At 67.2% G+C, this 25,337-nt stretch carries 19 protein-coding genes; 1 reads left to right on the top strand and 18 read right to left on the bottom strand.

The window, feature by feature from the left end; genetic code table 11:
• Positions 1 to 56: 56 nt before the first annotated feature.
• The 17 genes from ACK2SD_RS13690 to ACK2SD_RS13610 all read right to left on the bottom strand — a co-directional run bounded on the left by ACK2SD_RS13690 (position 57) and on the right by ACK2SD_RS13610 (position 21,863).
• On the bottom strand, positions 57 to 3,884 hold the full coding sequence (locus ACK2SD_RS13690; RefSeq protein WP_412460029.1) for a dermonecrotic toxin domain-containing protein: 3,828 nt from the start codon (positions 3,882 to 3,884) through the stop codon (positions 57 to 59).
• 78 nt (positions 3,885 to 3,962) lie between these two features.
• Complete coding sequence (locus tag ACK2SD_RS13685) at positions 3,963 to 4,730, bottom strand: carbohydrate deacetylase (RefSeq protein ID WP_412460028.1); 768 nt, start codon at positions 4,728 to 4,730, stop codon at positions 3,963 to 3,965.
• Entirely contained in the window at positions 4,702 to 5,844 is a 1,143-nt protein-coding gene (locus ACK2SD_RS13680) for a GNAT family N-acetyltransferase (RefSeq protein ID WP_039577526.1), read from the bottom strand. Before ACK2SD_RS13680 ends, ACK2SD_RS13685 begins: the two co-directional genes overlap by 29 nt.
• 3 nt (positions 5,845 to 5,847) lie before the next feature.
• The gene (locus ACK2SD_RS13675; protein ID WP_412460027.1) at positions 5,848 to 6,537 is read right to left on the bottom strand and encodes an N-acetyltransferase family protein; all 690 of its coding nucleotides are present in this window, start codon (positions 6,535 to 6,537) and stop codon (positions 5,848 to 5,850) included.
• 34 nt (positions 6,538 to 6,571) lie between these two features.
• Complete coding sequence (locus ACK2SD_RS13670; protein WP_412460026.1) at positions 6,572 to 8,482, bottom strand: hypothetical protein; 1,911 nt, start codon at positions 8,480 to 8,482, stop codon at positions 6,572 to 6,574.
• On the bottom strand, positions 8,479 to 9,783 hold the full coding sequence (locus ACK2SD_RS13665) for a lipopolysaccharide biosynthesis protein (RefSeq protein ID WP_412460025.1): 1,305 nt from the start codon (positions 9,781 to 9,783) through the stop codon (positions 8,479 to 8,481). The genes ACK2SD_RS13670 and ACK2SD_RS13665 overlap by 4 nt, the downstream gene beginning before the upstream one ends.
• Complete coding sequence (locus ACK2SD_RS13660) at positions 9,780 to 10,790, bottom strand: polysaccharide deacetylase family protein (RefSeq protein WP_412460024.1); 1,011 nt, start codon at positions 10,788 to 10,790, stop codon at positions 9,780 to 9,782. Before ACK2SD_RS13660 ends, ACK2SD_RS13665 begins: the two co-directional genes overlap by 4 nt.
• Positions 10,791 to 10,799: 9 nt before the next feature.
• Entirely contained in the window at positions 10,800 to 11,936 is a 1,137-nt protein-coding gene (locus ACK2SD_RS13655) for a glycosyltransferase (protein ID WP_412460023.1), read from the bottom strand.
• Entirely contained in the window at positions 11,929 to 12,894 is a 966-nt protein-coding gene (locus tag ACK2SD_RS13650; protein ID WP_412460022.1) for a glycosyltransferase, read from the bottom strand. Before ACK2SD_RS13650 ends, ACK2SD_RS13655 begins: the two co-directional genes overlap by 8 nt.
• A complete protein-coding gene (locus tag ACK2SD_RS13645; RefSeq protein WP_317870662.1) occupies positions 12,891 to 14,261 on the bottom strand; it encodes an O-antigen ligase family protein in 1,371 nt (456 codons plus the stop codon). Before ACK2SD_RS13645 ends, ACK2SD_RS13650 begins: the two co-directional genes overlap by 4 nt.
• Positions 14,258 to 15,376, bottom strand: coding sequence for a glycosyltransferase family 4 protein (locus tag ACK2SD_RS13640; protein ID WP_412460021.1), 1,119 nt, complete (start codon positions 15,374 to 15,376; stop codon positions 14,258 to 14,260). Before ACK2SD_RS13640 ends, ACK2SD_RS13645 begins: the two co-directional genes overlap by 4 nt.
• Positions 15,373 to 16,947 (bottom strand): GumC family protein, encoded by a 1,575-nt coding sequence (locus tag ACK2SD_RS13635; protein WP_039577546.1) that lies wholly within the window; start codon positions 16,945 to 16,947, stop codon positions 15,373 to 15,375. Before ACK2SD_RS13635 ends, ACK2SD_RS13640 begins: the two co-directional genes overlap by 4 nt.
• A 17-nt stretch (positions 16,948 to 16,964) precedes the next feature.
• Positions 16,965 to 18,032, bottom strand: a complete 1,068-nt coding sequence (locus ACK2SD_RS13630; RefSeq protein WP_295485224.1) for a polysaccharide biosynthesis/export family protein — start codon at positions 18,030 to 18,032, stop codon at positions 16,965 to 16,967.
• A gap of 13 nt (positions 18,033 to 18,045) precedes the next feature.
• Entirely contained in the window at positions 18,046 to 18,693 is a 648-nt protein-coding gene (locus tag ACK2SD_RS13625; RefSeq protein ID WP_412460020.1) for a CpsD/CapB family tyrosine-protein kinase, read from the bottom strand.
• A 1-nt stretch (position 18,694) separates the two neighbouring features.
• On the bottom strand, positions 18,695 to 19,441 hold the full coding sequence (locus ACK2SD_RS13620; protein ID WP_304485140.1) for a sugar transferase: 747 nt from the start codon (positions 19,439 to 19,441) through the stop codon (positions 18,695 to 18,697).
• Complete coding sequence (locus ACK2SD_RS13615) at positions 19,438 to 20,502, bottom strand: NAD-dependent epimerase (RefSeq protein WP_412460019.1); 1,065 nt, start codon at positions 20,500 to 20,502, stop codon at positions 19,438 to 19,440. The genes ACK2SD_RS13620 and ACK2SD_RS13615 overlap by 4 nt, the downstream gene beginning before the upstream one ends.
• Entirely contained in the window at positions 20,499 to 21,863 is a 1,365-nt protein-coding gene (locus ACK2SD_RS13610) for a UDP-glucose dehydrogenase family protein (protein ID WP_412460018.1), read from the bottom strand. The genes ACK2SD_RS13615 and ACK2SD_RS13610 overlap by 4 nt, the downstream gene beginning before the upstream one ends.
• A gap of 381 nt (positions 21,864 to 22,244) precedes the next feature.
• Between ACK2SD_RS13610 and ACK2SD_RS13605 the strand changes: the two genes are divergently transcribed.
• Positions 22,245 to 23,945 (top strand): sulfatase-like hydrolase/transferase, encoded by a 1,701-nt coding sequence (locus ACK2SD_RS13605; RefSeq protein ID WP_412460017.1) that lies wholly within the window; start codon positions 22,245 to 22,247, stop codon positions 23,943 to 23,945.
• 43 nt (positions 23,946 to 23,988) lie between these two features.
• Here ACK2SD_RS13605 and ACK2SD_RS13600 read toward each other — a convergent pair whose 3' ends face one another.
• Positions 23,989 to 25,308 carry an MFS transporter gene (locus tag ACK2SD_RS13600; protein WP_412460016.1) on the bottom strand — a complete coding sequence of 440 codons (1,320 nt, stop codon included), beginning with the start codon at positions 25,306 to 25,308 and terminating at the stop codon, positions 23,989 to 23,991.
• Positions 25,309 to 25,337: the final 29 nt, after the last annotated feature.

Below are 25,337 nucleotides of genomic sequence, written 5' to 3'. Positions count from 1 at the left end.
CGGGTGTTCGCGGCGCCGACCTGCTGCCCAGCACGGCAGCAGGCCGGCGCCTGCGATCAGCTTTGCTCGATCGGGCGGTCCAGCAGATTGATCGCCGGTTGGGCCAGGACCCGCCGTCGGTAGTACCGGTCCTGGTCCTGCCGTTCCAGACGCCGCCAGGTCTCGGTGCGGGTGTGGGGCAGGCCGTCCAGGTAACGGTCGCTTTCGAGCAGTTCGCGCAGATCGCGGCGCCAGGCCAGTGGCAGCCGCGACCAAATGCCCAGCTGGGCGTCGTTCGCTTCGGCCAGCAATTCCTCGTAATCACTGTCCGGCACCAGCAGGTCGATGCCTGTGGCGCGGTAGAAGGCGTCGATCTGTTCGGCAGCGACCGCGCTGAGGGTTTCGCTTTCCAGGCGCAGGGTGCGCGCGATCCGGTCGGGCAGGGCGAAGGCCGGCGGTAGCGTTTGCAGCGGATTGCGGGAAAAGTCCAGCAGCAGCGGATCGAGCAGATGCTGCAAGCCCGTAGGCAGCGTCGACAGCAGGCAATTGTCCATGTACAGCGTGCGGATCTGTACGTGGCGGGACAGGTCGGGGGCGCGGGTCAGCGGGCAGTCGGAGAAGTCCACCACGCGCAGGTTGAGGTAGCGGTCGAAGTCTGCTTGCTGAGCGGGGTCCCAGGTGATCGGATTGCGGTCCATTTCCAGCCAGACCAGCGCCTCTGGCCGGGTCAGCCGTGGCACGCGGGAGAAGCCGCAACCCCGTAGCTTCAGGCGCTGCAGCGCCGGAAAGCGTTGCAGCCAGTGCTCGGGCAGGCGGCTGAGGGCGGCGCTGTGGGTCAGGTCCAGCTCGGTGATGTGGCGAAAATCGTCTGGCAGGACCAGGCTTTCCAGGCTCGCGTTGTCCAGGCCGATGCCGGAAAGGTCCAGCACGTGCTGGGCAGTACCGTCCATCAGCCTGACGATCGAGCTGCCGCGTTGGGCGTCGACGATGCGCTGCATGGCTCGCTGGCGCCGGGTCGAGGTGCCTGCCCAACTGCTCAGTTGCGCCTGCAGGTCGCGCAGGCGGGCCTCCAGGCGCGCCACTTCGATCTCAGGTACACGCAGCGCGGCCTGCCAGTCGCGCAGGGTCCGTTGGGCGTCTTCCAGGCTGGCCAACGGGTACAGCCGCCGCAAGCGTGAGGCCAGCGAGTGGTGGGAGAAATCGTCGGGTCGCTGCGGCGTCGGGTCCAGGCCGCCCAGCAGGCGTAGTCGACTGCGCCAACCTGGGTGCTCCGGGGCGAGCAGACGCTGCCTGAAGGTGCCTCGGGCAGCGCCGATCAGTGTGCGCAAGCGTACACGTAGCGCATCTGCACCGCCTTGGGCGAGCGTGGTGCCCAACTCCTGCGGCAGGGTCCACAGCAACGCTTCGAGCAGGTCGTGGCTGACCCTGCCCGGTGCTGGGCGTTCGCCCAGGTCGGCCTCGTAGCCCGTCGCCGACTTGATCAGGCGCAGCCGGCGCGGTGCCAAGGGCACGCCGCACTCGCGTAGCAGTGCACCGTGCGGGCTGGCAGCGCGCAACGCCAGGCGCAGGTCCTGCGGCCAGTCCGGCAGGCGGGTAAGGCTGGCGAACAGCAGGCGCTCGCTGGATTCCCCCGCCAGGATGGGCAGGTGTAAACCTTCGAGGCCACGCGCCAGCGGCAGCTCGCAGCGCAGCCGGTCGAGTGCCTGTCGTAGCGACGGGGGCAGCGTATCGGTGCTGCGCCACAGGGCACGTTCTTCGGCCGGTAGGGCGTTCACCAGCCGCCGCGCCAGGGGTGCAGGCACGTCGGGGTAGCGATCCAGCAGACGCGCGGAATCGGTATCGATGGTCACAGCGCCATAGCGCTCGGCGATGGCGTCTACCCAGGCCTGTGCCGTCTGGCCGGGCAGATCGGCTGCCACGTCTCGCGCGATCTTCAGGCGCTCCAGGGTGTCGGCCAGCAACGGCGGTGTTGGCAGGTTGTTGAGGTGGATCTCACGCAACGCAGCGCTGTTCAGCCCGGTAATGTCCAAGGCCATGAGCGCCTCGGCTTCGCTGATATCGGCCAAGGCTGGACCCAGCCGCTGTACCAGCTTGTGTACATCCCACGCCTGCGGCTGTTCATGCTCGACGCGCCAGGCGCCGTCGCCGTTGTGCTCCAACAAGGGGGCGTAGGCGTGCGCGTCGTCTGGGTGGACCAGGCGCCAACGTTGCAGGACCGGGTCCAGGCGCTGCTCGTACAACTGGCCATCGAGGCGGATGAAGTGGCGTCCCTGGTCGACGAACTGACCTCGGGCATTGGCGGTCAGCCCTTGCGGCAGTTCGACCTGACTGCGGTAGCCCGTCAGGTCGGGCAACCACAGGCGTTGCGTGCCATCGGCCAGATCGACGGGCATCAAGCGCTCCATCAGCGGTGTGCTGGCGAGCTTGCCGGCCACGGCACCTGCAGCGCCGAGTCCGGCGATCAGCGCCAGGTTCAGGCCAGTGGTTTCCAGGTGCTGCAAGGCTTCTCGGCGATCGCCCACGCTCCAGGCCTGGTAACCGGCGTACACCTCGTCGAGCAACTGATACGCGGTGACCAGCAGCATCAGGCCGCCTACTGCGGGGACGAAGAATCCAGCGGCCATCAGCGCGTTGAGGCCCAGGCTCTGCCACAGCGCCAGGCGATGTTTACGCGCCTGCTCGTCGGCTTCGGCGGTGGGCACGGCGAGCAGGCGCGCTTCGGCTTTGAGCCGCGCCACATGGTCGTCGAAGAGGAAGTCGAACAGCGATGTGTCGATGCCCAGCACACGCAGGTGCAGATCGGCGTCGGCGGCCAGGCTCCAGGCCTGGTCCATGCCACTGTGCCCACTGTCGAGGTTCTGCTGTGCGCGGTCGAGCAAAGCGCCCCATTGGTCTTTGTCGACGTAGGCGCTGAACGCCTGGCGTGAGGCCGGTGCCAGCAAGGCCTGTTGCAGGTGCGTGCGCACCGCCTCGAGGCCGTCGAACTGACGCAGCATCGTTTCGTGACCGGGCAGGGAGAGCAGCAGGCCGGCATCGCCCGCCTCGATCAGCAATGCCTCGTGCAGCCTCACACCGAACAGCTCCAGTTGCTGGCAGGTGATCCCGTGCTGTCCGTCGATCAGTCGCTGCACGGCGTCCAGTGCAGCGCCGCTGATCTGGTGCCGCACATGAGCCAGCTCGGCGCTGGCGCGCAGGCTGTGCTGGTACAGGGCAATGGCGGCGGGGCGAACCGCGGGTGCAGCGAAGTGGCTGTCCAAGTGCGCCTGATACTGCCCGCCCAGGTCGAGGCGTCGGCACGTGTCGGCGAAATCGGCGGGGGACAAGGGCAATGCCGTGATCTCGAACTGCTCGGAGTGCAACGGGATGTCCACCAGGGTTTCACTGTCGCCCAGGGTGGTTTTACCGATGACCGTGACGGCCCGCCGTGTGGCATGGCCTTCGAGCGCCAGGGCGCTGTCAGCGCTGAAGCTGACGTCGGCGGCGAAATTATGCAGCGCCGCTTCCAGCAGCGAACGGCGCTCATGGGTGGTGACGTAGACGTCGTGGGTGAACAGATGATGCAGCCAGATCAGTTCCGTACTGCGCAAAGGGGCCGCGAACTGGTGTTCCTCGCGCAGACGCTCGCCGAGTCGAGGTTCGGCGAAGGCGCTGATCTGCTCCAGGCCGGTCAACGCTTCGGCCAGTCGATGGCGCGCAGCGTCCAGGCGCGACTGGCTCGACAGCAGCGCTTCGCGCAAAGCAGGCGCTGCGTTGGCGAACCAGTCGGCCTCGGCACTAGGTTCGCCCTGGGGCGGTGTGAGGCATGCGCCCAGGGCCTGCCAGTGGGCCGCATGCAGCGTCGCGGCCCAGGCGGGCAGCCGGGCGGCAAGGAAGTGCTGGTGGGGATGGGTAGCGCTCGAAGGCATGGGCCGGTCTCCTGTTCGGGAAGGCCACAGGAGACGCCACGCCCAGCGACGCGCGGTGGTAGATAGAGGGCACCCGCCTCAGCGATCCCCCAGCCCGGCGTAGCCCACTCGCTCGACGCCTGACAGGTGCTGGTCCAGCAGTTGCACCAGCGATTCGCCCGGTGGCAGATAGGCGTCGCCGAAGTCATGCCTGTCCAGCGCACTGGGATGCGCCACCACCTCCAGCACGCCGTGGCTCGGCGCCAGACCGTGCTTGAGGTCCAGTGGCGTGCAGACATGGTCGGCGGTCACCGCGCACAGCTGTTTCAGGCGGCGGTTGAGCAGGGTCTTGAACACCCGCTTGAGCGGGCCGATGTTGGCGCCGATGTTGCGCGCCAGGCGCACTGGCACGCCCTGCTCGCGGGCGAAGCGCGCCACCACGTCGCCGACCGGCCAGATATTGTGCACGTGCTGGTGCGAATCCAGGTGACTGGGCCTGACGCCATGGGCCAGACAGCGTTGCCACTGGGCATCGAGCTCCTGGCGCACGGCCTCGCGCTCACCGGGTGACAGGCGCAGGGTGCGCTGGCGCAGTTGCAGGTCGAACCCGCCTTGGGCATCGCACAGCCGCCGTTCGGCGCGAATCGCCCGGCTCAACGGCGAGCCGTAGGTGAGGTTGACGTGCAGGCCGATGCGCCCGGCGAGCGTCGGTTGTTGCGCCAGTTCGCACGCCGCCTCGAAGGCCGGCATGTTGGCCATCAGCGTCGCCGAACTGATCAGCCCGGTCTGGAAGGCCCGGACGATGACGGCGTTGACTTCGTCGTCCAGGCCGAAATCGTCAGCGTTGACTATGACCCGCAATGGCATCGGCGCGCTCCTGTGCTGGGGGGGAAGGGGTGTCGGGTTTACGCCGGCGCTTGAGCCAGCGCCAGGCGCGCAGGGCCAGGCCCAGGGCGATGCCGTCGAGGCGCCAGCTGTAGCAGCTCAGGCGCCATTGCTCGAGTTGTCCGGTCTGGCGTTCGTGCAGTTGGTGGCTGGAGTTCTCCAGGCTCACCCGCGACGCGTCGACCCAGCTCCAGCCGTCGTCCAGGCCCCAGTGAATCCACTCTTCGAGCAGCACCCGGCCGCTGCCCAGGTCGCGCTGTTCGGGGACGAAGGCCAGGTTGTAGTCATACACCCGACCCCGTTCGAGCAGGCCCAGGCGATAGCTGATGCAGCGCCCGTCCAGTTCCAGCAGCACCAGACACACCAGGCCCTCGGCGGCCAGCGCCGTGAAGGCCTGGTACATCCATTGGCGGCGCAGGGGGCCACTGAAGATGCCCACCTCGTCATCGCCTTTCCAACTGGCCGCCTCGACGGCGCTCACCGCATCGAGCCAGTGCTCGATGTCAGCGCGCGTCGGCATGATCCGGCGTACCTGTGCGCCGCAGGCGGCGATGCGCTTGCGCGCACGGCGCAGCTTGTAACGCGGGTCGCCGCTGATCTCCTGGCGGTCGGCCTGGCTGATACGGTGCACCGGCACGCGGCAGGTCAGGCGGCGCTCGAAGGTCGAGCTGGCGGCGGCCCACTGTTGCAGCCAGTCGCTGTCGCCGTCTGGCACTTCGCTCAGTTGCAGCAGGGCGTGCGGCAGCCTGCCACGGATGGCCTTGAGTACCGCACCGGCGTGGCTGACCGGCAGGTCCAGCAGCAGGGCGATCCGGTCGCTCAGCGGATGGCCCAGGTGGCGCACCACCGGCACGTTCAACGGCCCCAGCGGCTGGCGTTCGCGTACCAGGGGCAGGCACAGGCACAGGCGTCCGTCGAGGTGGCCGAGCAACACCTGCAACTGCTGCCCCGGCTGCAACGCCGCTTCGGCGGCGCGCAGCCAGCCCAGGTGATTGAAGGGCGTGCTGGCGGCCACGCGCTGGCGCAGCGCTTCGTAGCCGGCCGCCGGAAAGCTCGGGGTGCACAGCGAGGCGCACCAACTCAATTGTAGGGCCACCGCTCAGGACGCCGTGGCCGTGGTGTGTTGCGCGGCGTGCTTGCGCAGCGGCGCCAGGCGCGAGTCGCGATAGCGGCTTTCGCGGAAGAACTTCCAGCGCCCGAACAGGCAGTAGACATGCATGATGCGACCTTGCTCCTGATAGCCCATGCGCAGGTGCAGCTTGAGCGCCGGGATGTTGTGTTGTTCGCAGACGTCCACCACGGTCGTGCAGCCCTGCGCGGCCATGGCTTGCCACAGCGCCACCTGCAGGTCCACCGACAGTCGCGTGCCCCAGTAACGACGGATCAGTTCGCCGCCGAACTCGAAGAACTCGCCCGGGCCTACCGGGAACCAGCAGCCGTAGTAATGGCGGTCGTGGTAATGCCGGGCGCTGCCCCAGATGAAGGCGACCGCATCGCCTTCGTCGTCGAGGAACATCAGCCCGGTATGGCCTTCGCCGGCAAGTTCGCGCATGGTCTCGACGCGGTCGCCGAAATACCGGGCGAAAGCCCTGACGTTGGTCACGCTGATGTTTTCCAGGCGCAGTGGCGGGTAGGGCTTGAGCCGGTGCGGCGGCACGGGAGCCTGCAGGTCGCGCTGCATCCACAACAGTTCCCAATGATAGAAAACGTAGCGCCGCCAGGCGCTGGCCAGGGTGTTGCGCAGGCCCTTGCGCTGGATGCGTTCGCGGATCTTGCTCAGTGCACGCATGCTTCCTCCGGTGGGTGACGGCTCGTCCAGCGTCTTACGACGCGTTCCAGGTCAGGGCGAACAGCGTCTGCCCTGGCAGTTGAAAACTCAGGCGCCCCTGGCGGCAGTCGAAACGGCCAACGCGCGGGCGGTTGTCGGGGCCGAACAGCTCCAACTGCCCGCTGGGGCAGCGCTCCAGGGACAGTTCGACCTGTTGCTGCCGGTCGGCCTTGTTCACCCCCAGCAGGCTGCGCTGGCGACCGTCGGCCATGGCCAGGGCGTCGACCTCGAAGGCGTCGTTGTCCAAGGCCAGCACCTGGGTCAGCCAATGGCGCTGGATGAACTGCTGGGCCAGGCCCACCGGCTTGAGCTCGAAGCGCGTTTCACCGAGCACACGGACCATGCCCTTGGGCCACTGCGGCTCGTCGGCGACGTGAAACCAGTTGAGCATGTCCAGCAGGCCGTCGGACGAGGCGTTGATCACCACCGAGGCCCACCACAGGCCGGCGTAGTGGGTGTTCTGCTCGTAGGGGCTGAGGGTCGAGCCGCTGGACAGGTTGGTCTGGTCGATCAGTAGCGCCTTGCGCGGTCGACCCTGGGCGTCGAGGCCGACCAGGTCGGCGGCCTGGCGCACACTGTCGCGGTAGCTGCGGGTGGCCAGCAGGTCGCGCACCATCCACTCATGCCAGGCCAGGGCGTCGATCTGCGCGCCCTGTTCCTCCAGCAGGCGGCGCGCCCAGTCCAGGCCGCGGCGCTGCTGACTGGCGCGGGTGAACGGCCCGCCGATCAGACGCGAGGAGGCGGGCATGGCGATGCGCACGCCCGCTTCGCGAGCGCCAGGCCAGGCGCGCACGCGTGCGGCCATGGCGCTGAAGAAATCGCGGTAGCTGGCGTAGTCGCGATAGTTGAGGTTGGGCTCGTCGGCGAAGGCCAGGTAGTGCAGGCCCTTGCCGCCCAGCCGCGCGGTGGCGGCCAGCCAGGCCTGCAAACCGTCGTGGCTGGTGCGGTCGGCCGCCAGGTCGGCGCGCCGGCCGGTACCGGCCAGCAGGGTGATGTCCTGGCCAATGGCGAAACGCTCTTGATACAGGCGCCGCCAGGCGTCCTCGTAATCAGGCTGACGCGCCAGTACGTCCATGAAACTGTAGTAGCCGGCCGCCTGCGGGCGCAGCGCATCGAGCACGGCGAAACTGGACGGCGGTGGCAAAACATAGGGCAGGTTCAGCCCCAGCAGCGGCGTGCGTCCGATCACCTTGGCCTGTAGGCGCAGGTGCACTTGACCGGGCAGGTCGGGCACGTCGCTCAGGTCCTCGGTGCGCTGGGCGAACAGGTTGGCGCTGCCGTCGAGCCAGAACGCCGCCTTACCGCGCCCTTGCAGGCGCAAGCGCCAGGTTTCGTCGCGGCGACTGCTCGGCAGCGCGTGCTGGTCGAACTGCCAGTAGGCCGGGTAAGGCTTGAGCGTCAGGTTCACCTGCTGGCCATCGCTCAGGCGCTGGGCCCAGAGGCCGCGCACGCCGCCGTGGTACTTGCCGGCCAGGGTGGCCTGTTCGCCCGCCTTGACCCGGAAGTACAGGGTCACGTCCGGCCCGACCTCGGCGCTGAAGTGCACCTTGGCCGGGGCGAACTGCGCGCCGGTGCTGTCCGCGTGCTCGGCCTGGTAATCGCGAAAACTGTAGCCTGGCACTTCCAGACGGTACGGTCCGGCGCCGGGCGTCAGCGGCCAGCGCTGCTCGCCACGCACCTCGGCGGCGGCGATGCGGCGCTCGCCGCGCAGTTGCCCGTGGCCGTCGAGCAGGTACAGGTGCTCGCTGTTGGCATCGGCCTGCCAGGCTGGGCGCCAGCGCACCAGCAGGGTGTCTTCGGCGCTCGGTTGCAGGTACAGGCTGCCGTCGCGGATGTCGCCCCATTGCAGCTCGGCGGCCTGGAGCCATGGCGCACCCAGGACCATCAGCAGCAGCCAGCGCTTCATGCCGGCCTCCGTTGCAGCAACTGGCGCAATGGGATGCAGTCGCTGGGCAGCATGATCAGCGTGTGCCACAGCGGCACGTCGCTGAGCCGGCAGTACAGCACCAGCATGGCCAGGGTCACCGCCAGGTAGGCGATGGAGGACGCCGCGGCCGCGCCGACGATGCCCCAGTGAGGAATCAGCAGCAGGTTGAGCAGCAGGTTGAGCGCAGCGCCGGCCGCCATCATCAGCGACACCGCGCCAGGACGGTTCTTGCCCAGCAGGTCCAGGCGCAGGATGCTCGCGTAGCACAGCCCCAGCAGGCCCGGCAGCAAGGCCAGCAGCGCGGGATAAGCCGGCTGGTAGGCGATGCCGAACAAGGTGACGATCAGCCAGTCGCCGATCAGCGCCATGCCCAGGCAGGCACCGAGCATCACCGTGGCGGTCAGGCGCAGGGCCAGCGGCGTCAGCTTTTCCATGCCGGCGTCCTGTTGCAGCAGGCGTTTCATCAGCGGCGTGGTGACCGCCTCGGGCACGATCAACAGCAGTTCGGCAGCGGCGCTGGCCATGGCGTAATGGCCCAGTGCGGTGCTGCCGAGCAGGGCGCCGATGAACAGGTAGTCGGCGCGCAGGATCAGTTGCTGACAGAGCAGGTCCGGGTGGCTCTTGGCGCTGTAGGCGAGCAGTTCGCGCTGGCCGCTGCGGTCCCAGCGCAGGCGCAAGGGGTGCTGGCGGCGCAGCCACCACAGGCCGAGCACCAGCACCAGCGCGATGCCGGCCAGCCAGCTGATCAGCGCCGCCTCGAGCGCCTGTTCGCGCCACATCCAGAACAGCCCGAGAAACAGCAGCAGCGGCGCCAGCGATTCGCTCAGGCGCAGCAGGTTGAAGGCGCCGACGTCGCCGCTGGCGTTGTGCAGGGTCAGCAGCCCGCTCTTGAGCACCGTCATCGGCACCGCCAGCAGCAACAGCCAGGCCAGCAGGCCCAGTTGCAGGGTGATGTCCAGTTCGCCGCCGAAGGTGCGCACCAGCGCCACGCAGGCCAAGGTCAGCAGGCCGGCCAGCAGGCAGCCGTAGATCAGCACCTGGGCCAGCAGCAGGCCCATGTCGCGCTGCTTGGCCGCCTGGTAACCCAGGGCACTGTTCAAGCCGCCGCTGGTGGCGGCGCTGATCAGCTCGGGCAGGGTGCTGAGCAGGGCGAACAGGCCGCGCTCGCTGGGGCCGAGGATCCGCGCCAGCAACACATTGCGCAGCAGGCGCAGGGCGATCATCGCCAGCTTGGTGCCCATGCTCAGCGCCAGGTGGCGCAGGTAGTGGTTGCGGCTCATGGGCGGCTGCCCCGGGCGATACGCCAGCCCAGCAGCGAAGGGTGGCTGGCGCTGCGCTGACTGACGCCGATGCGTGGCAGCGCCAGGGCATCGTCCCGTCCCTGGCAGATGCCGGGGCGGGTGCTCAGGGCAAAGGGGTAGTGGTGGGCGGCGATGCGCGCGCGTACGCGTGGGTCATGGTCGCCATTGGGGTAGCAGTACACCGGCAGCGGCTGGCGACAGCCTTGCTGCAAGGCGTGGTGGCTGCGCTGGATCTCCGCGTCCAGGCCGTTGTCGTCCAGGCCCGGCAGCAGCGCATGGCTGGCTCCGTGGGGGCCGAAGCGCACCAGGCCGGACGCTTCCAGTTGGCGTACTTGATGCCAGTCCATGGCCTGGGGCAGGGCGTCTGCGGGGCAGGCGTCGGTCAACTGCAGCAGGGTCGCTGAATCGAGGGTCTTGAGGCTTTGCAGGTAATGCGCCAGGGCCAGGCTGCGCGCGGGCGTCTGCTCGGCCAGCGCCGCAGCGGGCGGTAGCGGGCGGCCGAGGTCGTGCAAAGCGTCCATGAGGGCGCGTCGGGCGGGTTCGCCATGGCTGCCCCACAGGGTTTCGCCGACGCTCTCCCACCAGAAGCGCTGGCGGCTGCCGATGTAGTCGGTGGACAGGAAGATGCTCGCCGGGGTCTGGTACTGGTGCAGCAAGGCGAAGGCGTGGCTGGCGTTGTCGCGCCAGCCGTCATCGAAGGTCAGGGCGAGTTTCGGGCGCTGGTCGTCGCGTGGGCGGCCGTGAGGCTGCAGCAGGTCCATGAGCCCGACGCAGTCGAAGTGCCGTGGCAGCCAGCGCAGCAGGCGCTCGAAGGCGCGCGGACCGACGCACAGCTCGTTGCGATGAGGCAGCGCCGCACTGGCGTCATCGGCCAGTACCCGGTGCAGCATCAGGATCACCCCGGCGCCGCGCAATTCGGCGCGCCCTTGGGGCGATCTGAGGTAGAGCCAGCCACTGGCCTGTTTGATCCGGGTCTTGATCGGCATGTCCATCGCTCATCGATTCTGGTCGGGGTTCCACTGCTTGTAGCTGTGCCCGCGCAGGAATTGCCACAGGCCCACGCACATGCCGGCCAGGGTCACCAGCACGAACGCCGCCAGGCGCAGCACTTTGGGCGGGCGCGCCGCGGGGTACAGCAGGCCCGCCAGCGCCGCGCCGTAGCCCAGCACCTGCAGCGCGAGGGTCAGTTGGTAGAAGGGCGATTGGCCGATCAGGCACAGGTTGGCCAGCAGCAGCGGCAGCAGCAACACCGGGGCCAGGCGGCGGATCAGCTTGTGGCTGATCAGGGCGATGGCGTACAGGCCGTGGCGCAGGGGATTGAGCAGTTCGCGGCGCGCAGCCAGGCTCTGCAGACCGCCGACGGTGACCCGCTGGCGACGGCGGAACTGCTTGTCGGCCTCGTCGACGCCCTGGTCGAGGACGATCGCCTGCGCCACGTAGACGATGCGTTTGCCCGCCACCGGCGCACAGGTGCTGATGTGGAAGTCGTCGTTGACCTGCGGCGGGATCGGTTGGAACAGCGCGCGACGCAGGGCCAGCAGTGCGCCGTCGGCCGAAACCATGCAGCCGGTGCGGTTTTCCACCTTACGCACCCACGCCTCGTAGTGGCGGTACAGGCTGTCGCCCAGGCTCAGGCCTTTGCCGGGGTCGGGGATGATCATGTGCCCGGCGCTGGCACCTACGTCAGCATCGGCGAAGGGCGCCAGCAGCAGGCCCAGGGTGTTGCCGGCCCATTGATTGTCGGCATCGGTGAAGACCAGGATGTCGCCCCGACAGTGCGCCACCGCCGCGTTCAGCGCGCCGGGTTTGCCCAGGCGCGGCAGGTCGAGCACCTGCACCCGGGGGTCGTTCAAGGCCCGCGCCAGCGCCACGGTCTGGTCGCTGGACCCGTCGCTGGCCACCAGCACCTGCAACTCGGCGGCCTGGTAATCCTGGTTCAGCACGCTGTTGAGCTTGGCCTGGATATGGCGTTGCTCGTTGTGTGCGGCGATCACCACGCTGACCCGTTGGGCGGGCAGCGCTGCGCGCCTGCGCCTGGGGAACAACGGCGCGGCCAGCGACAGCAGCAGCGGATAGCCGACCCAGGCGTACAGGGGCAGCGACAGGCACAGCCAGAAGATGAACTCAGCCACGGGCGGGCCTCCTTGCGCTGCGGTTGAGCAGACTGAGCACGAAGGCCGCACCGGCGATGTGCAGGCGCAGCCAGTGCAGAATAAAGAGTTGCAGGGTGAACAGGGCATCGCGCTGGCGCAGGCTCTGGCGCACCGCCAGGGCCACGGCGGGTAGGGCGCCGCCAAGCAGCAACCCCAGGGCCAGGCCGGCGAACCCGCACAGCAGCGCCGAGAGCGCGAGCGCGTCGATCAACCACACGCCCAGCGACAGCAGCGGAAAGCGCAGCAACCGTAAGCTGGCGCCGTGGCTGCGCAACAGTTGCAGGTGACTGCCCTGGCGCCACAGCTCCTTGCCCAGCCATTCGCCCCAACTGCCCTCGAAGCCCCAATGCAGCACCGCCGGTTGGCACACCAGGCGCAGCCGCGCCCCAGCCTCGTGCAGACGCAGGGTGAAGTCCTTGTCCTCACCGGTGCGCAGGGCCTCGTCGAAGCCGCCCACCTGGACGAACCAAGTGCGGCGCATGAGCAGATTCGGCGTCGGCAGCCAGGTGCGCGACTGCACCGGCTGGCCGCTGCGCAGGGTACGGCGTTGCCAGGCGTGGGCGAACCACGGCGCCTGGCCTGGGGTGGCGCAGTCCAGGGCGAAGACGTCGCCGCGCTCCTGCTGTTGCAGGTCCATCAGCAAGGCCAGCCAGTTGGCGGGCACCTCGATGTCGGCGTCGACGAACGCCAGCCACTCGCCACGGCTGACGTCGGCGCCGCGGTTGCGCAGTGCGCCGATGGACACGCCCGGCAGGCTCAGCACCTGCGCGCCATGGCGGTGGGCGATCGCCGGTCCGTTGTCGCGCGAACCGTTGTCGACCACGATCAGCTCGCACTCCAGCCCCGCGAAACGCGCGGCCTGGCGCGCGGCATCCAAGGTCCGGCCAATGTGCCGGGCTTCGTCGAACATGGGGATGACGATGCTGACCACACTCATGCCTTGGCCTCCGCCAGCTGGGGTTCACGGGCCTGGCGCAGCAGCACGCTGGACAGCGCCAGCATCATCCACAGGTATTTGTGGCTGGGCGCGCTGAGGAACATCAGGAACAGCCCGATGGCCAGCATGCACATGGTCAGGTGAGTCATCAGGTCGGCGCGCGCCACATCGCCCGTCGCGCGCCAGGCCGCGCGGGCCTGCCAGAAATTGCGCAGGGCTAGGGCGATCATGCCGACGAAGGCCAGCCCGGCCGGTACGCCGGTTTCGCTGAACAGCTCCAGATAGGTGTTGTGGGCGCGGCGGTAGAGGTCGGTGGTCTTGCTGTTCTCCGGGGCGAAGGCCTTGGAGAAGCCGGTGTCGGCGTAGTGCAGCGGGAAGGTGCCGGGGCCGGTGCCGAGCAATGGGCTGTGGCTGATCATGCGCTGGCCGACCACCAGGTAAGAGGAACGCCGCCCCAGGGACTCGTCCTGGTGCGCGTTGACCCCGGACTTGAGCAGCATCAGCGACTCGATGCGCTCGGCGTAGCCCGCCGGCATCAGCGCTGCGCCCAGCGGCAGCACCACGGCGATGCCGAGCAGGGCGAAGCCCAGGTGTCGGGGGCGGATGCGGGTGAGCTGTTCGCGGTAGTTGTAGAGCACGATGCCCAGGCTGATCAGCAGTACCACCAGTCCCGAGCGCGACTCGGTCTTGGTCATGCCCACCAGCAGCAGCACGCAGCAGCCAGCCCAGAACAGCTTGAGCAGGATCTGCCGGGTCTTGATCGTCAGCCACAGCCCCAGCGGCATGGCGATGGTGATCAGCAGGGCGAAGGCGTTGGGATCGAGCATGGCCGAGGCGCGGCCTTGCTCCTGGTATTTGGTGGAGAAGATGGCGAACAGGCAGGTGACGCAGACGCTGACGGTGATCAGCCTGGCCAGCATCGGCAGGTTGAGGTCACGGCCCACCAGCAAGGTGATGACGAACACGATCAGCCCCACCAGTAGTTCGCGCAGGTGCACCAGCGACAGGGCCAGGCTGTCGCTGGTCCACAGGCTCAGCAGGTACAGGGCCATGAACGGCAGCAGCAGGCGCCATTGATTGCTGCGCAGGCGCTCGCCCGGCAGTTGGCGCACCGCCAGTTGCAGGGTGAGGATCAGCACCAGGCCCAGGCCGATCAGCTTGGCCCCGGAGACCAGGCTGTCCTTGAGCAAACCTTCGAGCGGTACTAGCGCCGCGATGGCCAGCAGACCCCAGGCGGGCTTGCGGTACAGCACCAGCGCACCGGCCAGGCCGACCACGGCGCCCGGAGCGAGGAAGGGGTAGGGGCTGGCGAGCAAACCGAGCGACAGCAGGGCCGCCAGGCCCACCAGCGACAGTGGCACGATCATGCGACGACCTCCTGGGTGGCACCTCGGTACACCAAGGCCCAGTGCTGGGCCAGGGTGGGCAGGTGATGGCGCTCGCGTTGGGTCTGGCGGGCGCGGGCGACCAGTTCCTCAGCCTGCTGCGGATCGTCCAGCAGGGCTTGCAGGTGAGCACCCAGTTCCTCGACCGCGAGCGGCGCGGCGAGCAGGCCGCTGCGCCCGTGCTCGATCACGTCTGGGATGCCGCCGACGCCGAACGCCACCACCGGTACCCCGTCCTGCATGGCTTCGAGCAGGATCATCGGCGTGCCTTCGGTGCGCGAGCTGATCACCAGGGCATCCAGGCGCTGCATCCAGGCCTGCATGTCGTGCTGGAAACCGGGCAGGGTGATGCGTTCGCTGAGCCCGGCTGCGTCGATGCGTGCCTGCAAAACAGTGCGTTCCGGGCCTTCGCCGAGCATCACAGCGTGCACGTGCGGCTGGCGTTGGCACAGCGGGATCAGCGCGTCGAGGAACAGGTCCGGGCCTTTCTCGCTGGACAGCCGGCCGACGTAGCCTGCCAGCCAGTGACCTGTGCGTGCGCTGTGTCCATGCGCTTGGACCCGCTCCTGGGGCGCGCCCAAGCCGACGGGCTCCGGCAGGCCATTGGGGATCACTTGGATCTTGCTGGCGGCCACCCCGGCCTGGCGGTGAATACGGGCGATGCTCTGGGCCACGCACACCACGGTGGTGACCGTCGGCGTGCGGCACAGTTGCAGACTCAGCCAAGTGTAGAAGCGCTGCTTGCGGCTGCGCGGGGTGAAGCCGTGCTGGGTGGTTACCAAGGGCAAGCGCCACACAGTGGCCGCCAGCCAGCCGAACAGCAGCCCCTTGAAGTTGTGGCTATTGAGCAACGGCCGGGCCCCGCGCTGCGCCGACACCACCCTGAGCACTTCGCCCAGGCCGTTGCACACCTGGCACTGGACACCGGCCTGGCGAAAGCGCGCCAGCAAGGCGTCCGGCGCGCCGAGGAACAGCACCTGGTGCCTACCAGGGGTCGCCAGGCAGTGGTCCAGGAGCATGCGCTCGGCGCCGTAGAACCCGCCGCTGCCGAGCAGGTGCAGGATCGGCCGGCCAGCGGCGGGCAGGGCGGCGTTCAATGCCGCACCCAATGCAGCAGGCGCGGCAACGACCAGCCTTTATGCGGATTGGGCTGCGCCGGGTTCTGGTCGTTGATCACCAGCAGCACCGGCAGGTTCAGCGCCTGGCCGATCTGCGCCGGGTGCTTGAAGCGGTGGTCGAAGAACTCTTTGACGTAGACCAGGGCAATGGCCAGCAACAGCCCGGTGACCAGACCGAACGGAATGATCAGGCCCGGTTTGGGGAACGAGGCATTGGCCGGCTCGTAGGGCGCGCTGAGAATCCGCGCATTGGACTGGCTGCCGTCGAGCAGGCCCTGGCCACGGCTTTCCTCGTAGCGCTGGGCATAGGTGGAGAAGGCCTTGTGCAGGGCGTCGATCTCGGTGTCGAGCTGGCGGGTCTTGCTCTGGGTTTCGCGCAGTTCGGTGATGCGCTGCTTGTAGTCGGCGATGCGCTGGGTCTTCTGGTCGATCACCTGCTGGGTCACGGCCAGGTCCTGCTGGCGTTCGCGGATGCGGTTCTCGACGATCTTCAGAAATTGCGCGCGCAGTTGGGCGATCTGCTGGCGGGCGATGACCATTTGCTCGGCGCCGGGCTGGAACACCGTGGCGTCGCCGTTGTAGCGGGCCAGTTGGGTGGTCAGTTGCTCGCCCAGTTGCTTGATCTCACGGTCTTCGAAGGCGATGTTGTCGACCGTGGTGGTGAAGGTGTAGGGGAAGGCGTAATCGGCCATCTTCGCCTTGCTCGCAGAGGCCAGCGCCGTTTGCAGGTAGTCCAGCCACTGCTGGTTTTCCAACTGGCGATCACGTTGCAGGTTGAGCGCCTGTTCCTCGGTGTTGATCGCGTTGAGGCGGAAGGTGATCTCCTCTTTGGGATCGGACGAGGCCACGGCCGTCAGCAGGCCCAGGCGCTGGCCTTCGAGGTCGTCCAGGCGCGCCTGGTAGTGCAGTTTCTTCTGCTCGTAGAAGGTCTCGGGCAGTTCGTTGGACTGCAGGTCCTGGCGGTTCTTCAGGAAGTTGTCCAGCAGACGTGCGACGAACAGGGTACCGACATGGGCGTCGTCGGCGCTGTAGGTGATGGAGATGACGTTGGAGCCGGGCAGGGTCTCCACCTTCAGGTCCTTGACCGCCTGGTCGGTGAGGTCGTCGAGCTGGGTGTCGCGCTCGTCGGCCACGTTCTTGCCCAGCGCCCGTTGCAACGGCTCGATCACAGCATGGCGCAGCGGGTCGATCAGGGTCCGGCGCAGCAGGCCCGGCTCTACCGGATACTGGCCTTCCTGGCGCAACTGGCCGATGGTCTGGCGGATCAGCGTGGGCGAGCGCAGGATGTTGCTTTCGGTCTCCATGTCGGCCAGCGACGGCGGGATGAACTGGTCCGCCTGCTGCGCCAGGGACGAGCTGGTGTCGCTCTGCGACAGTTTCTTGGACTGGACGATGACCTCGGCGGTGATGTCGAAGCTCTGCTTGAGCACCAGCGGCAGGATCAGCGCGATCACCGCAAAGATCAGGAACACCCGTTTCACCAACTGGCGGTTGGCGAAGAAGATGCGGAAGAACTCGTGCACGTAGTTCTCTTTCGGTTGCGTGGTCATGGTGGCTCCGTCCCCGGTCATTGGCCTGATGCCGCGCCATTGGCGGTTGAACTGCGGCGGTCGTTGTTGTCCTTGTTGTCCAGTCGGTAGCCGAAGCTCACGCCGATGCCCTGGAACAGGATCACGTCAGCCAGTTGGCGCGACAGCTCGCCGGCGCTGGCCAGGGCGGTCTTGGGCACGTAGAGCATGTCTTCGGGCTGCAGGTAGGCGATGCTCTGGCTCTTGCCCGACAGGGCCTGGTCGACGTCGTACTGGTAAGCCTGCACGGTGTTGCCGGTGCGACGCATGATCATCACCGAGCCGAGCTTGGCCTTGATCGTCGGGCCGCGGGCCAGGGTCAGCGCTTCGAGCACCGACACCGGACGGCGGATCTCGAACGCCCCAGGCTGGCCGACTTCGCCGAGCACGTAGATTTCGTTGGCGGCCGTGGACTTGAGCAGCACATCCACGCTCATGCGTCCCGGCAACTGCGCGTAGCGCTCGTTGAGGTAGTCGCGCAACTGATTGACGGTCATGCCTTGCAGCGGCACCGAGCCGATTTCCGGGAAGGTCGCGCGGCCGTCGTTGCCCACGGTGATGTCGCGGCTCATACCCGTGCCCGGATGGGTGAGGGCGTTCTTCAGGTTGATCTCGTCGGTCATGGGGCTGAGCACCCGTACCGTCACCTGGTCGCGGTTGGGCTTGAACACGCGCTTGTCGTTGTAGGCCTGGCGAATGGCGTTCTCGGCGTCGCTCGGGGTCAGGCCTTCGACGCGCACCGAGGCGTTGGTCGAGGGCAGGGTGATGCTGCCGTCGGGCTGCACCAGTTGCTGGCCGTTGAGGCTGCTGGCGGCCATGAAACTCAGGTCCAGGGTGTCACCGGACTGGATGCGGTAGACCCCGGCGGTGCGGTTGCTGACATGGAAGATCACTTCCAGCACGTCCTGCGGGCGCAGCACCTGTTCGCGCCGGGCCACCTCGGTGGCCTGGTTCTCGGTCGGCGGGGCGGTGAGGATCTGCACCGGCATCTGCCGGCCCTGCGGGCTGCTGCAACCGGCCAGGGCCAGTACGCACAGGGCAATCGTGGGGTATCTCAGGGCGATCATCGTGTGCGTCCTCTCAGAGGTGGTCGTACAGCCACTTGGGCATGTAGTACTTGCGTTGGTTGAACACGCTGCCGATCAGCCGCGCGCCGGCCTGGCCGAGGCGCTGGGCGGCGGCCTGGGCCACTTCGAAGCGGGTGTCCTCGGCGCGCACCACCAGGATCACGCCGTCCACCAGCGGACCGAGGGTCAGGCTGTCGGCGCTGGCGTAGATCGCCTCGCCGTCGATCACCACGAAGCGGTACTGGGCAGCGAACTGGCGCAGCAGCACGCGCACCCGCTCCGGGTCCAGGCGTTGGCGGCCGCGCTTGAAGGTGCCTGCCGGCAGCACGTCGAACGGCTGATCGGCCAGGTGCACCACGCAGTCCTGGGCCAGCGGCGGGGTGTCCAGGTCGAATTGCAGGTCGCTGTAGCCGCGCAGTTTGCCCAGCCCCAGTTGCTGGCTGAGGCTGGCGCTGCTGGCGCTGGCGTCGACCAGCAGCACGGCACCGGCGCTCATCTGCGCCAGTTGGCTGGCGAAGGCCAGGGCGCTGGTGCTGGTGCCGGTACCGGTGTTGGCGGCGGTCAGCAGCAGGGTGCGCTGGTCGAGGTCCAGGACGGTGGCGGTGAGGTTGGTCTCGCTCGGGTTGGCGATACGCAGGCTTCTAGAAGTGGAACCGTCCATCTCAACTTGCTCCATGGCCAGTGAATACCTTGAACGGGGTCTTGAGCAGGATCTTCAGGTCCAGCATCAGGCTCTGTTCGTTGATGTAGTTCAGGTCCAGCTCGACGCGCTGGTCGAAATCGATGTCGCTGCGCCCGGAGATCTGCCAGAGGCCGGTCATGCCGGGGTAGATCGCCAGCCGCGCCAGGTGGTTGTCCTTGTAGCGGTAGGTGTTGAATGAGGTGGGGCGCGGGCCGACCAGGCGCATGTCGCCGGTGACCACGTTGATCAGGTTGGGCAACTCGTCCAGGCTGCTGCGGCGCAGCCAACTGCCCACGGGGGTGATGCGCGGGTCTTTGTCGATCTTGAAGTCGATGGCGTCGGCGCCGTGCTTGTTCAGGTGGCGCACCGAGTCTTTCAAGGCCTCGGCGTTGGCGACCATGGTGCGGAACTTGAACATGCCGAACAGGCGACCGCGGTAGCCGGTGCGTTGCTGCACGAAGAACACCGGGCCTGGGCTGGAGCGCTTGACCAGCAGCGCCAGCGCCAGCAACAGGGGCGACAAGACCACCAGCAGCAGCAGCGCGGCCACGCACGACAACACGCGGTTGGTGCGCGACAAGGTCCACGGGCGCCCGCCGATGCGGCCGGTGATCCAGCCTCGACCTTGCATGTGGATGGCCGCATCGATGCGCTGGCGGTGCGCCGGATCCATGCGTTTGTCCTGGTACAGCGCCTGTAGCGGGGCGCTCTTCGGTTGTCCTGTCATATCACCCTCCGTTGTTGCGACAGCTCATCAGCAGGTTCGCCGTCTGCCGCGGCGTTCGAGTAGTAGGCCTGGAACCAGGCGACGAAGCGCCCCAGGCCTTCGTCGAGGCTGACCTGGGGGGTAAAACCGGTGACCCGGGCCAGGGCGCTGGCATCGGCGCAGGTGGCCAGGACATCGCCCGGTTGCAGCGGCAGCAGCTCGATCACCGCGCTGCGCTGCAGGTGCTGCTCCAGCAGGGCCAGGTAGTCGAGCAGTTCCACCGGGCGTTGGCCGCCGATGTTGAACAGCCGCCAAGGCGCCTGGCTGCTGGCCGCGTCCGGGGCGAAGGCGTCCCACTGCGGGTCGGCGTGGGGCGGATGGGGCATCAGCCGCACCAGGCTTTCGACGATGTCGTCGATGTAGGTGAAGTCGCGCTGATGGCGGCCGTGGTTGAACAACTGGATCGGTCGCCCTTCGCTGATCGCCCGGGCGAACTGCATCGGCGACATGTCCGGGCGGCCCCAGGGGCCGTACACGGTGAAGAAACGCAGGCCGCTGCTGGGAATGCCGAACAGGTGGCTGTAGCTGTGCGCCATGGCCTCGTTGGCCTTCTTGGTTGCGGCGTACAGCGACAGCGGGTGATCGACGCCGTCCTCGACCCGATACGGGGTGCGCTGGTTGGCGCCGTAGACCGAGCTGGACGAGGCGTACAGCAAGTGCTGCACCGGATTGCGCCGGCAGCCTTCGAGGATGTTGAGAAAGCCGGCCAGGTTGCTGTCCAGGTAGGCCTGGGGGTTTTTCAGCGAGTAGCGCACGCCGGCCTGGGCGGCCAGGTGGATCACCACGTCCGGGCGCTGCTCGGCGAATAGCCGCGCCACGGCATCGCGGTCGGCCAGGTCCAGGCGGTGCAGCGGGAAGTCGCCCGCCTTCTGCTGCACCCACTGCACGCGGGCCTGCTTGAGCGCCGGATCGTAGTAGTCGTTGAAGTTGTCCAGCCCCAGTACCAAGTGGCCGTCGCGCAGCAGGCGCAGGCAGGTGTGCGCACCGATGAAGCCGGCTGCGCCGGTGACCAACACTTTCATGGCGCGCCGACCTGCCAGTCGGCCTGCTCCGGCGCGACCTGGCGCAGGCCGATGCCGCTGTAATGCAGGCCGTGGGCGGCGACCTGGTCGGGGTTGTAGAGGTTGCGGCCGTCGATGATCACGCGGCTGCGCAGCTTGTTGGCCAGCAGCGCGAAGTCGACCACGCGAAAGTTCTTCCACTCGGTGCAGATCACCAAGGCATCGGCGTCCTGCAGGGTGTCGTCGCGGGTGGCGCACAGTTGCAGGTCGTCCCGGTAGCCGTACAGGCGCCGGCATTCGTCCATCGCTTCAGGGTCGTAGGCGCGCACCGTGGCGCCTTCGGCCCACAGCGCTTCCATCAGGTAGCGGCTGGGCGCTTCGCGCATGTCGTCGGTGTTGGGCTTGAAGGCCAGCCCCCACAGGGCGATGGACTTGCCGGCCAGGCCGCCCAGGCGCTGCTTGAGCTTGGCGAACAGGATGCGCCGCTGGTGATCGTTGATGTCGTTGACGCTTTGCAGCAGGCGTAGCGGCATGCCGCTGTGCTCGGCGGTGTGCAGCAGGGCCTTGATGTCCTTGGGGAAGCACGAGCCGCCGAAGCCGCAGCCGGGGTAGATGAAGTGGTAGCCGATGCGCGGGTCGGAACCGATGCCACGGCGCACCGCTTCGATGTCGGCGCCCAGGTGCTCGCTGAGGTTGGCCAGCTCGTTCATGAAACTGATACGGGTGGCGAGCATGGCGTTGGCGGCGTACTTGGTCAGCTCGGCGCTGCGGTTGTCCATGAACATCAGCTTTTCATGGTTGCGGCAGAACGGCGCATAGAGCTCGGCGAGCTGGGTGTGGGCCAGCGGATCGCGGGTGCCGACGATGATTCGGTCCGGGCGCATGCAGTCGGCCAGGGCGCTGCCTTCCTTGAGAAATTCCGGGTTGGAGACCACCCGCACGTGCAGGTGGTCCTTGCCCAGGCTGTGCAGGCGTTCGCGGGCCAAGTTCATGACCTGGTCGGCGGTGCCCACCGGCACCGTGGATTTGACGATCAGGGTGCGGTCGGCGTCCATCAGTTCGGCAATCTGCCGGGTGACGTCGAGCACATGGCTCAGATCGGCCGAGCCGTCCTCGTCGGGCGGGGTGCCGACGGCGATGAAGATCAGCTCGGCGTGGCTGACCGCGTCGCTGGCCTGGGTGCTGAACAGCAGGCGGCCTTCGCGGATGTTGTCTTCCAGCAGCGAGGACAGGCCCGGCTCGCTGATCGGCGGGACGCCTTGGCGTAGTTGGTTGATCTTGTGGGCATCGACGTCCACGCACAGGACCCGGTGACCCACGTCGGCCAGTGCCGCCGCTTGTACCAGACCTACGTAACCTGTGCCAAAAACGCTCACGTCCATGTCGGCTTCTCTCATGAGGATGAGTAAGGGGGGTGAAACACTGTGTTGTCGGTATAGCGCACCCTAACAGAAATGCGTCAAAGCAATGGCATGTTTCGTCAAACTTACAAGCGCTAACGATAAGGCCACTTGCCACTAACCCCTTGTATGACGCGGCTTTGGGCTGAAAAGCGAGAGAAAAGAGGTGAAACGTTTAGCCGATGAACGGTTGCAAGCCACGAATATCAAGGGTTGCGTTGATAGAAGGAACAATGTGAAAGATTTTTTTCAGGCCGGAATATGGCGTCAGGATATCGACGGAAAATTGACTTTTTCATGTTGAGATTTGTTTCAACAGTGCTACGGTTGGCAAAATCACCCCGTCACCGGAGCGTTGGGATCATGCGCGGATGGATCAAATGGGCCCTGCTGCTGGCCTATCTGGCGAGTTTTCATGGGTATTACGCCGAGCGCGTCGAAGCGCTGGGGCTGGGCGTACCGCTGGTGCTGTACTTGGGGCTGGCGGCGTTGTTGACGGCGGGTCTGTTGCTGTCGGCGTGGATCCGTCAGGCCTGGCTGCGTTGGCCATTGGCGCTGGCGTTCGCGGTCGGTGGGCTGTTCTTCGACGCCTACCTGCGGATCACCGATTCGTACCTGACCTACAGCGCGTTCGTCTCGATGGTGTATGCCGGCGGCTTCGTCCAGGAGGCACTGGAGCAGTACCACTATGCGATCACCCTGGCGGCCGCCAGCTCGGTGTTGGTGCTGCTGGGCGTCGGACTGCGGCCTGGGCCGGCGCCGCGCCTGCCCCAGTGGCTGCCGATCGGCGCGCCGCTGCTGGCGCTGGCGCTGCTGATCGGCATGCTGTTCGTGCGTGCCGGCGAGGGTGCCCGTGGGCTGCCGGTGATGTACACGCCGCTGGCGTACCTGAGCCTGTTCGGCTACGAAGCCTTGCACGACCGGGTGGGACCGCGCGAGCCGGTAACGCTGGCGCAGTCGAGCGCGCCGCTGGCGCGTGACATCGTGCTGGTGATCGACGAAAGCATTTCCGGCAACTACCTGGACCTGAACACACCGACGGGCGTACCCAGTCATCTGCTGCAGACATACCCCGGCGTGGACATCGTCAATTTCGGCTATGCCGCCTCGGCCGCCAATTGCAGCGCCGACACCAACGTCACCCTGCGCTATGGCGGCACCCGTGAGGACTACCTGCGCATCAACTCGACGGAGCCGTCGATCTGGCAGTACGCCAAGCGTGCGGGCATGGGTACGGTGTACATCGACGCGCAGCGCACCGGTGGCAATCTGCAGAACCTGATGACCGACACCGAGAAGCAGGACATCGACCGTTTCATCCAGTTCGACACCACGCCAGTGGTCGACCGCGACATGGCCGCGTTGCAGCAGTTGATCGGCCTGCTGGGCGACGGCAAGCCGCAGTTGATCGTGATCAACAAGCTCGGCGCGCACTTTCCGGTGCACGACAAATACCCCGACGCGTTCATGGCTTATCAGCCGGCGCTGCCACGCGGGCGCTTCCAGGACGTGGCCGATACCGGTTCGCGCGAAGGCTTCAGCGGCACCGCGCAGGACTGGGTGCTATACCGCAACGCCTATCGCAATACCCTGGGCTGGAACGTCGGCGAATTCTTCCGCCGCCTGTTCGCCCAGGCCGACCTGAGCCAGGCCGTGCTGATCTACACCTCCGATCATGGCCAAGACCTGCACGAGCGTGGCAATCCCGGGCTCAACACCCATTGCGACAGCGATCCGGTGATGGAGGAGGGCCTGGTGCCGTTGGTGGTCATCCAGGGGCAGGGGGTCAAGGCGCTGGACTGGCAGGCGTACCTGGCACAGAACCGCAATGCTTCAAGTCATTACAACCTGTTCCCGACCTTGCTCAAGCTGATGGGTTATGACGCCTCGGCGGTGGCGGGTGCGTATGGCCAGGCGCTGGATGTGCCGACCCACGACCCGTTCACCTTCAACGCCCGCTACAACGCACGCCTGGGCGGCAAGCCGGATTTCCGGCACATCGACCTGAGCCGGATCGTGGTGCCGCCGCCGCACGAAGCCGAGGAGGTGAATGTCGCGCGTTGAGTGAGTCAGTCCCCGCCGCCCAAAGGCGGGCGGGGATTCGGGGTCAGGACGCCTGGGCATTCCCTGCGCGCGACACGCGCAAGGCCACCACGCTGCCGACCACGATCAAGCCGGCCAGCGAGTACAGCGCGGCGTCGGTCGAGCCGGTCTGATCCTTGATGAAGCCGACCAGGTAGGGGCTGAGGAAGCCTGCCATCTGGCCGACCGAGTTGATGATCGCCAGGCCCGCCACGGCCGCGCTGGCGCTGAGCAGCGCCGTGGGCATCGGCCAGAACATCGGCAGGCCAGTGAGCGCGCCCATGGTGGCGATCGACAGACCGAGGATGGCAATCGCGGGGTTGCCCGCGAAATTCACCGCGATCAACAGGCCCAGGGCGCCCATCAGCATGGGCACCACCAAGTGCCAGCGGCGCTCGTTGCGCAGGTCGGCCGAGCGCCCCACCAGGATCATGAACACCCCGGCCAGCAGGTAGGGAATTGCACTCAGCCAGCCGATCAGCAGCGGGCTGTCGAAGCCCAGGGTCTTGATGATCGACGGCAGCCAGAAGTTGATCGCGTAGACGCCGCTCTGGATGCAGAAATAGACGAAACCGAAGGTCCAGATCAGTGGGTTGGTCAGCACCGCCAGCACGCTGTCGCCGGCCGTGGACGGTTTGCTGGCCGCATCACGGGCGAGGTCGCGGGCGATCAGTTGGCGCTGCGCTTCGCTGAGCCACGTGGCTTTCTGATAACCGTCGCTGAGCAGGAACACCGCGAGGATGCCCAGCGCCACGGTGGGCAGGCCCTGGATCAGGAACATCCATTGCCAACCGGCCAGGCCGTGTTGACCGGCGGCGAAATGATCGAGGATCCAGCCAGAGAAGGGTCCGCCGAGCAGTCCCGAGACTGGAATCGCCGACATGAACAGGGCCATGATGCGACCGCGACGGTCCGCCGGGAACCAGCGCGACAGGTACAGCACCACGCCGGGGAAGAAGCCGGCTTCGGCGGCGCCGGTGAACAGGCGCAGCACGTAGAACTCCATGGGCGTGGTGACGAACAGCAGGCAGGTCGACAGGCTGCCCCAGGCGATCATCATCACCGCGATCCAGCGCCGCGGGCCGAAGCGGTTGAGCGCCAGGTTGCTGGGCAAGCCGCAGAGCACGTAGCCGATGAAGAAGATGCCGGCGCCCAGGCCATAGATGGTCTCGCTGAATTTCAGCGCGTCGAGCATCTGCAGCTTGGCGAAACCGACGTTGACGCGGTCCAGGTAGTTGAACAGGTAGCAGATGAAAATGAACGGGATCAGTCGCAGGGTGATGCGCCGGTAGAGCGCATCGCGGCTGGCGTCGTGGCCTTGGTCAGGGGCTGGGCTGTGTGCCATGATGAAATTCTCTGTTGTTATGATTGTCA

This window comes from Pseudomonas sp. SC11, from assembly GCF_047039205.1.
GTDB lineage: Bacteria > Pseudomonadota > Gammaproteobacteria > Pseudomonadales > Pseudomonadaceae > Aquipseudomonas > Aquipseudomonas boreofloridensis.
Note: the sequence above shows the minus strand (reverse complement) of the source record. Positions and strands in the feature narration are given on the sequence as shown.

Bases quoted from the DNA above. Each gene is read 5' to 3' on its own strand.
- ACK2SD_RS13660 (WP_412460024.1), bottom strand. From the start codon at position 10,790: ATGCCGATCAAGACCCGGATCAAACAGGCCAGTGGCTGGCTCTACCTC.
- ACK2SD_RS13670 (WP_412460026.1), bottom strand. From the start codon at position 8,482: ATGAAGCGCTGGCTGCTGCTGATGGTCCTGGGTGCGCCATGGCTCCAG.
- ACK2SD_RS13650 (WP_412460022.1), bottom strand. From the start codon at position 12,894: ATGAGTGTGGTCAGCATCGTCATCCCCATGTTCGACGAAGCCCGGCAC.
- ACK2SD_RS13635 (WP_039577546.1), bottom strand. From the start codon at position 16,947: ATGACCACGCAACCGAAAGAGAACTACGTGCACGAGTTCTTCCGCATC.
- ACK2SD_RS13675 (WP_412460027.1), bottom strand. From the start codon at position 6,537: ATGCGTGCACTGAGCAAGATCCGCGAACGCATCCAGCGCAAGGGCCTG.
- ACK2SD_RS13630 (WP_295485224.1), bottom strand. From the start codon at position 18,032: ATGATCGCCCTGAGATACCCCACGATTGCCCTGTGCGTACTGGCCCTG.
- ACK2SD_RS13600 (WP_412460016.1), bottom strand. From the start codon at position 25,308: ATGGCACACAGCCCAGCCCCTGACCAAGGCCACGACGCCAGCCGCGAT.
- ACK2SD_RS13665 (WP_412460025.1), bottom strand. From the start codon at position 9,783: ATGAGCCGCAACCACTACCTGCGCCACCTGGCGCTGAGCATGGGCACC.
- ACK2SD_RS13685 (WP_412460028.1), bottom strand. From the start codon at position 4,730: ATGCCATTGCGGGTCATAGTCAACGCTGACGATTTCGGCCTGGACGAC.
- ACK2SD_RS13625 (WP_412460020.1), bottom strand. From the start codon at position 18,693: ATGGACGGTTCCACTTCTAGAAGCCTGCGTATCGCCAACCCGAGCGAG.
- ACK2SD_RS13610 (WP_412460018.1), bottom strand. From the start codon at position 21,863: ATGGACGTGAGCGTTTTTGGCACAGGTTACGTAGGTCTGGTACAAGCG.
- ACK2SD_RS13620 (WP_304485140.1), bottom strand. From the start codon at position 19,441: ATGACAGGACAACCGAAGAGCGCCCCGCTACAGGCGCTGTACCAGGAC.
- ACK2SD_RS13605 (WP_412460017.1), top strand. From the start codon at position 22,245: ATGCGCGGATGGATCAAATGGGCCCTGCTGCTGGCCTATCTGGCGAGT.
- ACK2SD_RS13690 (WP_412460029.1), bottom strand. From the start codon at position 3,884: ATGCCTTCGAGCGCTACCCATCCCCACCAGCACTTCCTTGCCGCCCGG.
- ACK2SD_RS13645 (WP_317870662.1), bottom strand. From the start codon at position 14,261: ATGATCGTGCCACTGTCGCTGGTGGGCCTGGCGGCCCTGCTGTCGCTC.
- ACK2SD_RS13615 (WP_412460019.1), bottom strand. From the start codon at position 20,502: ATGAAAGTGTTGGTCACCGGCGCAGCCGGCTTCATCGGTGCGCACACC.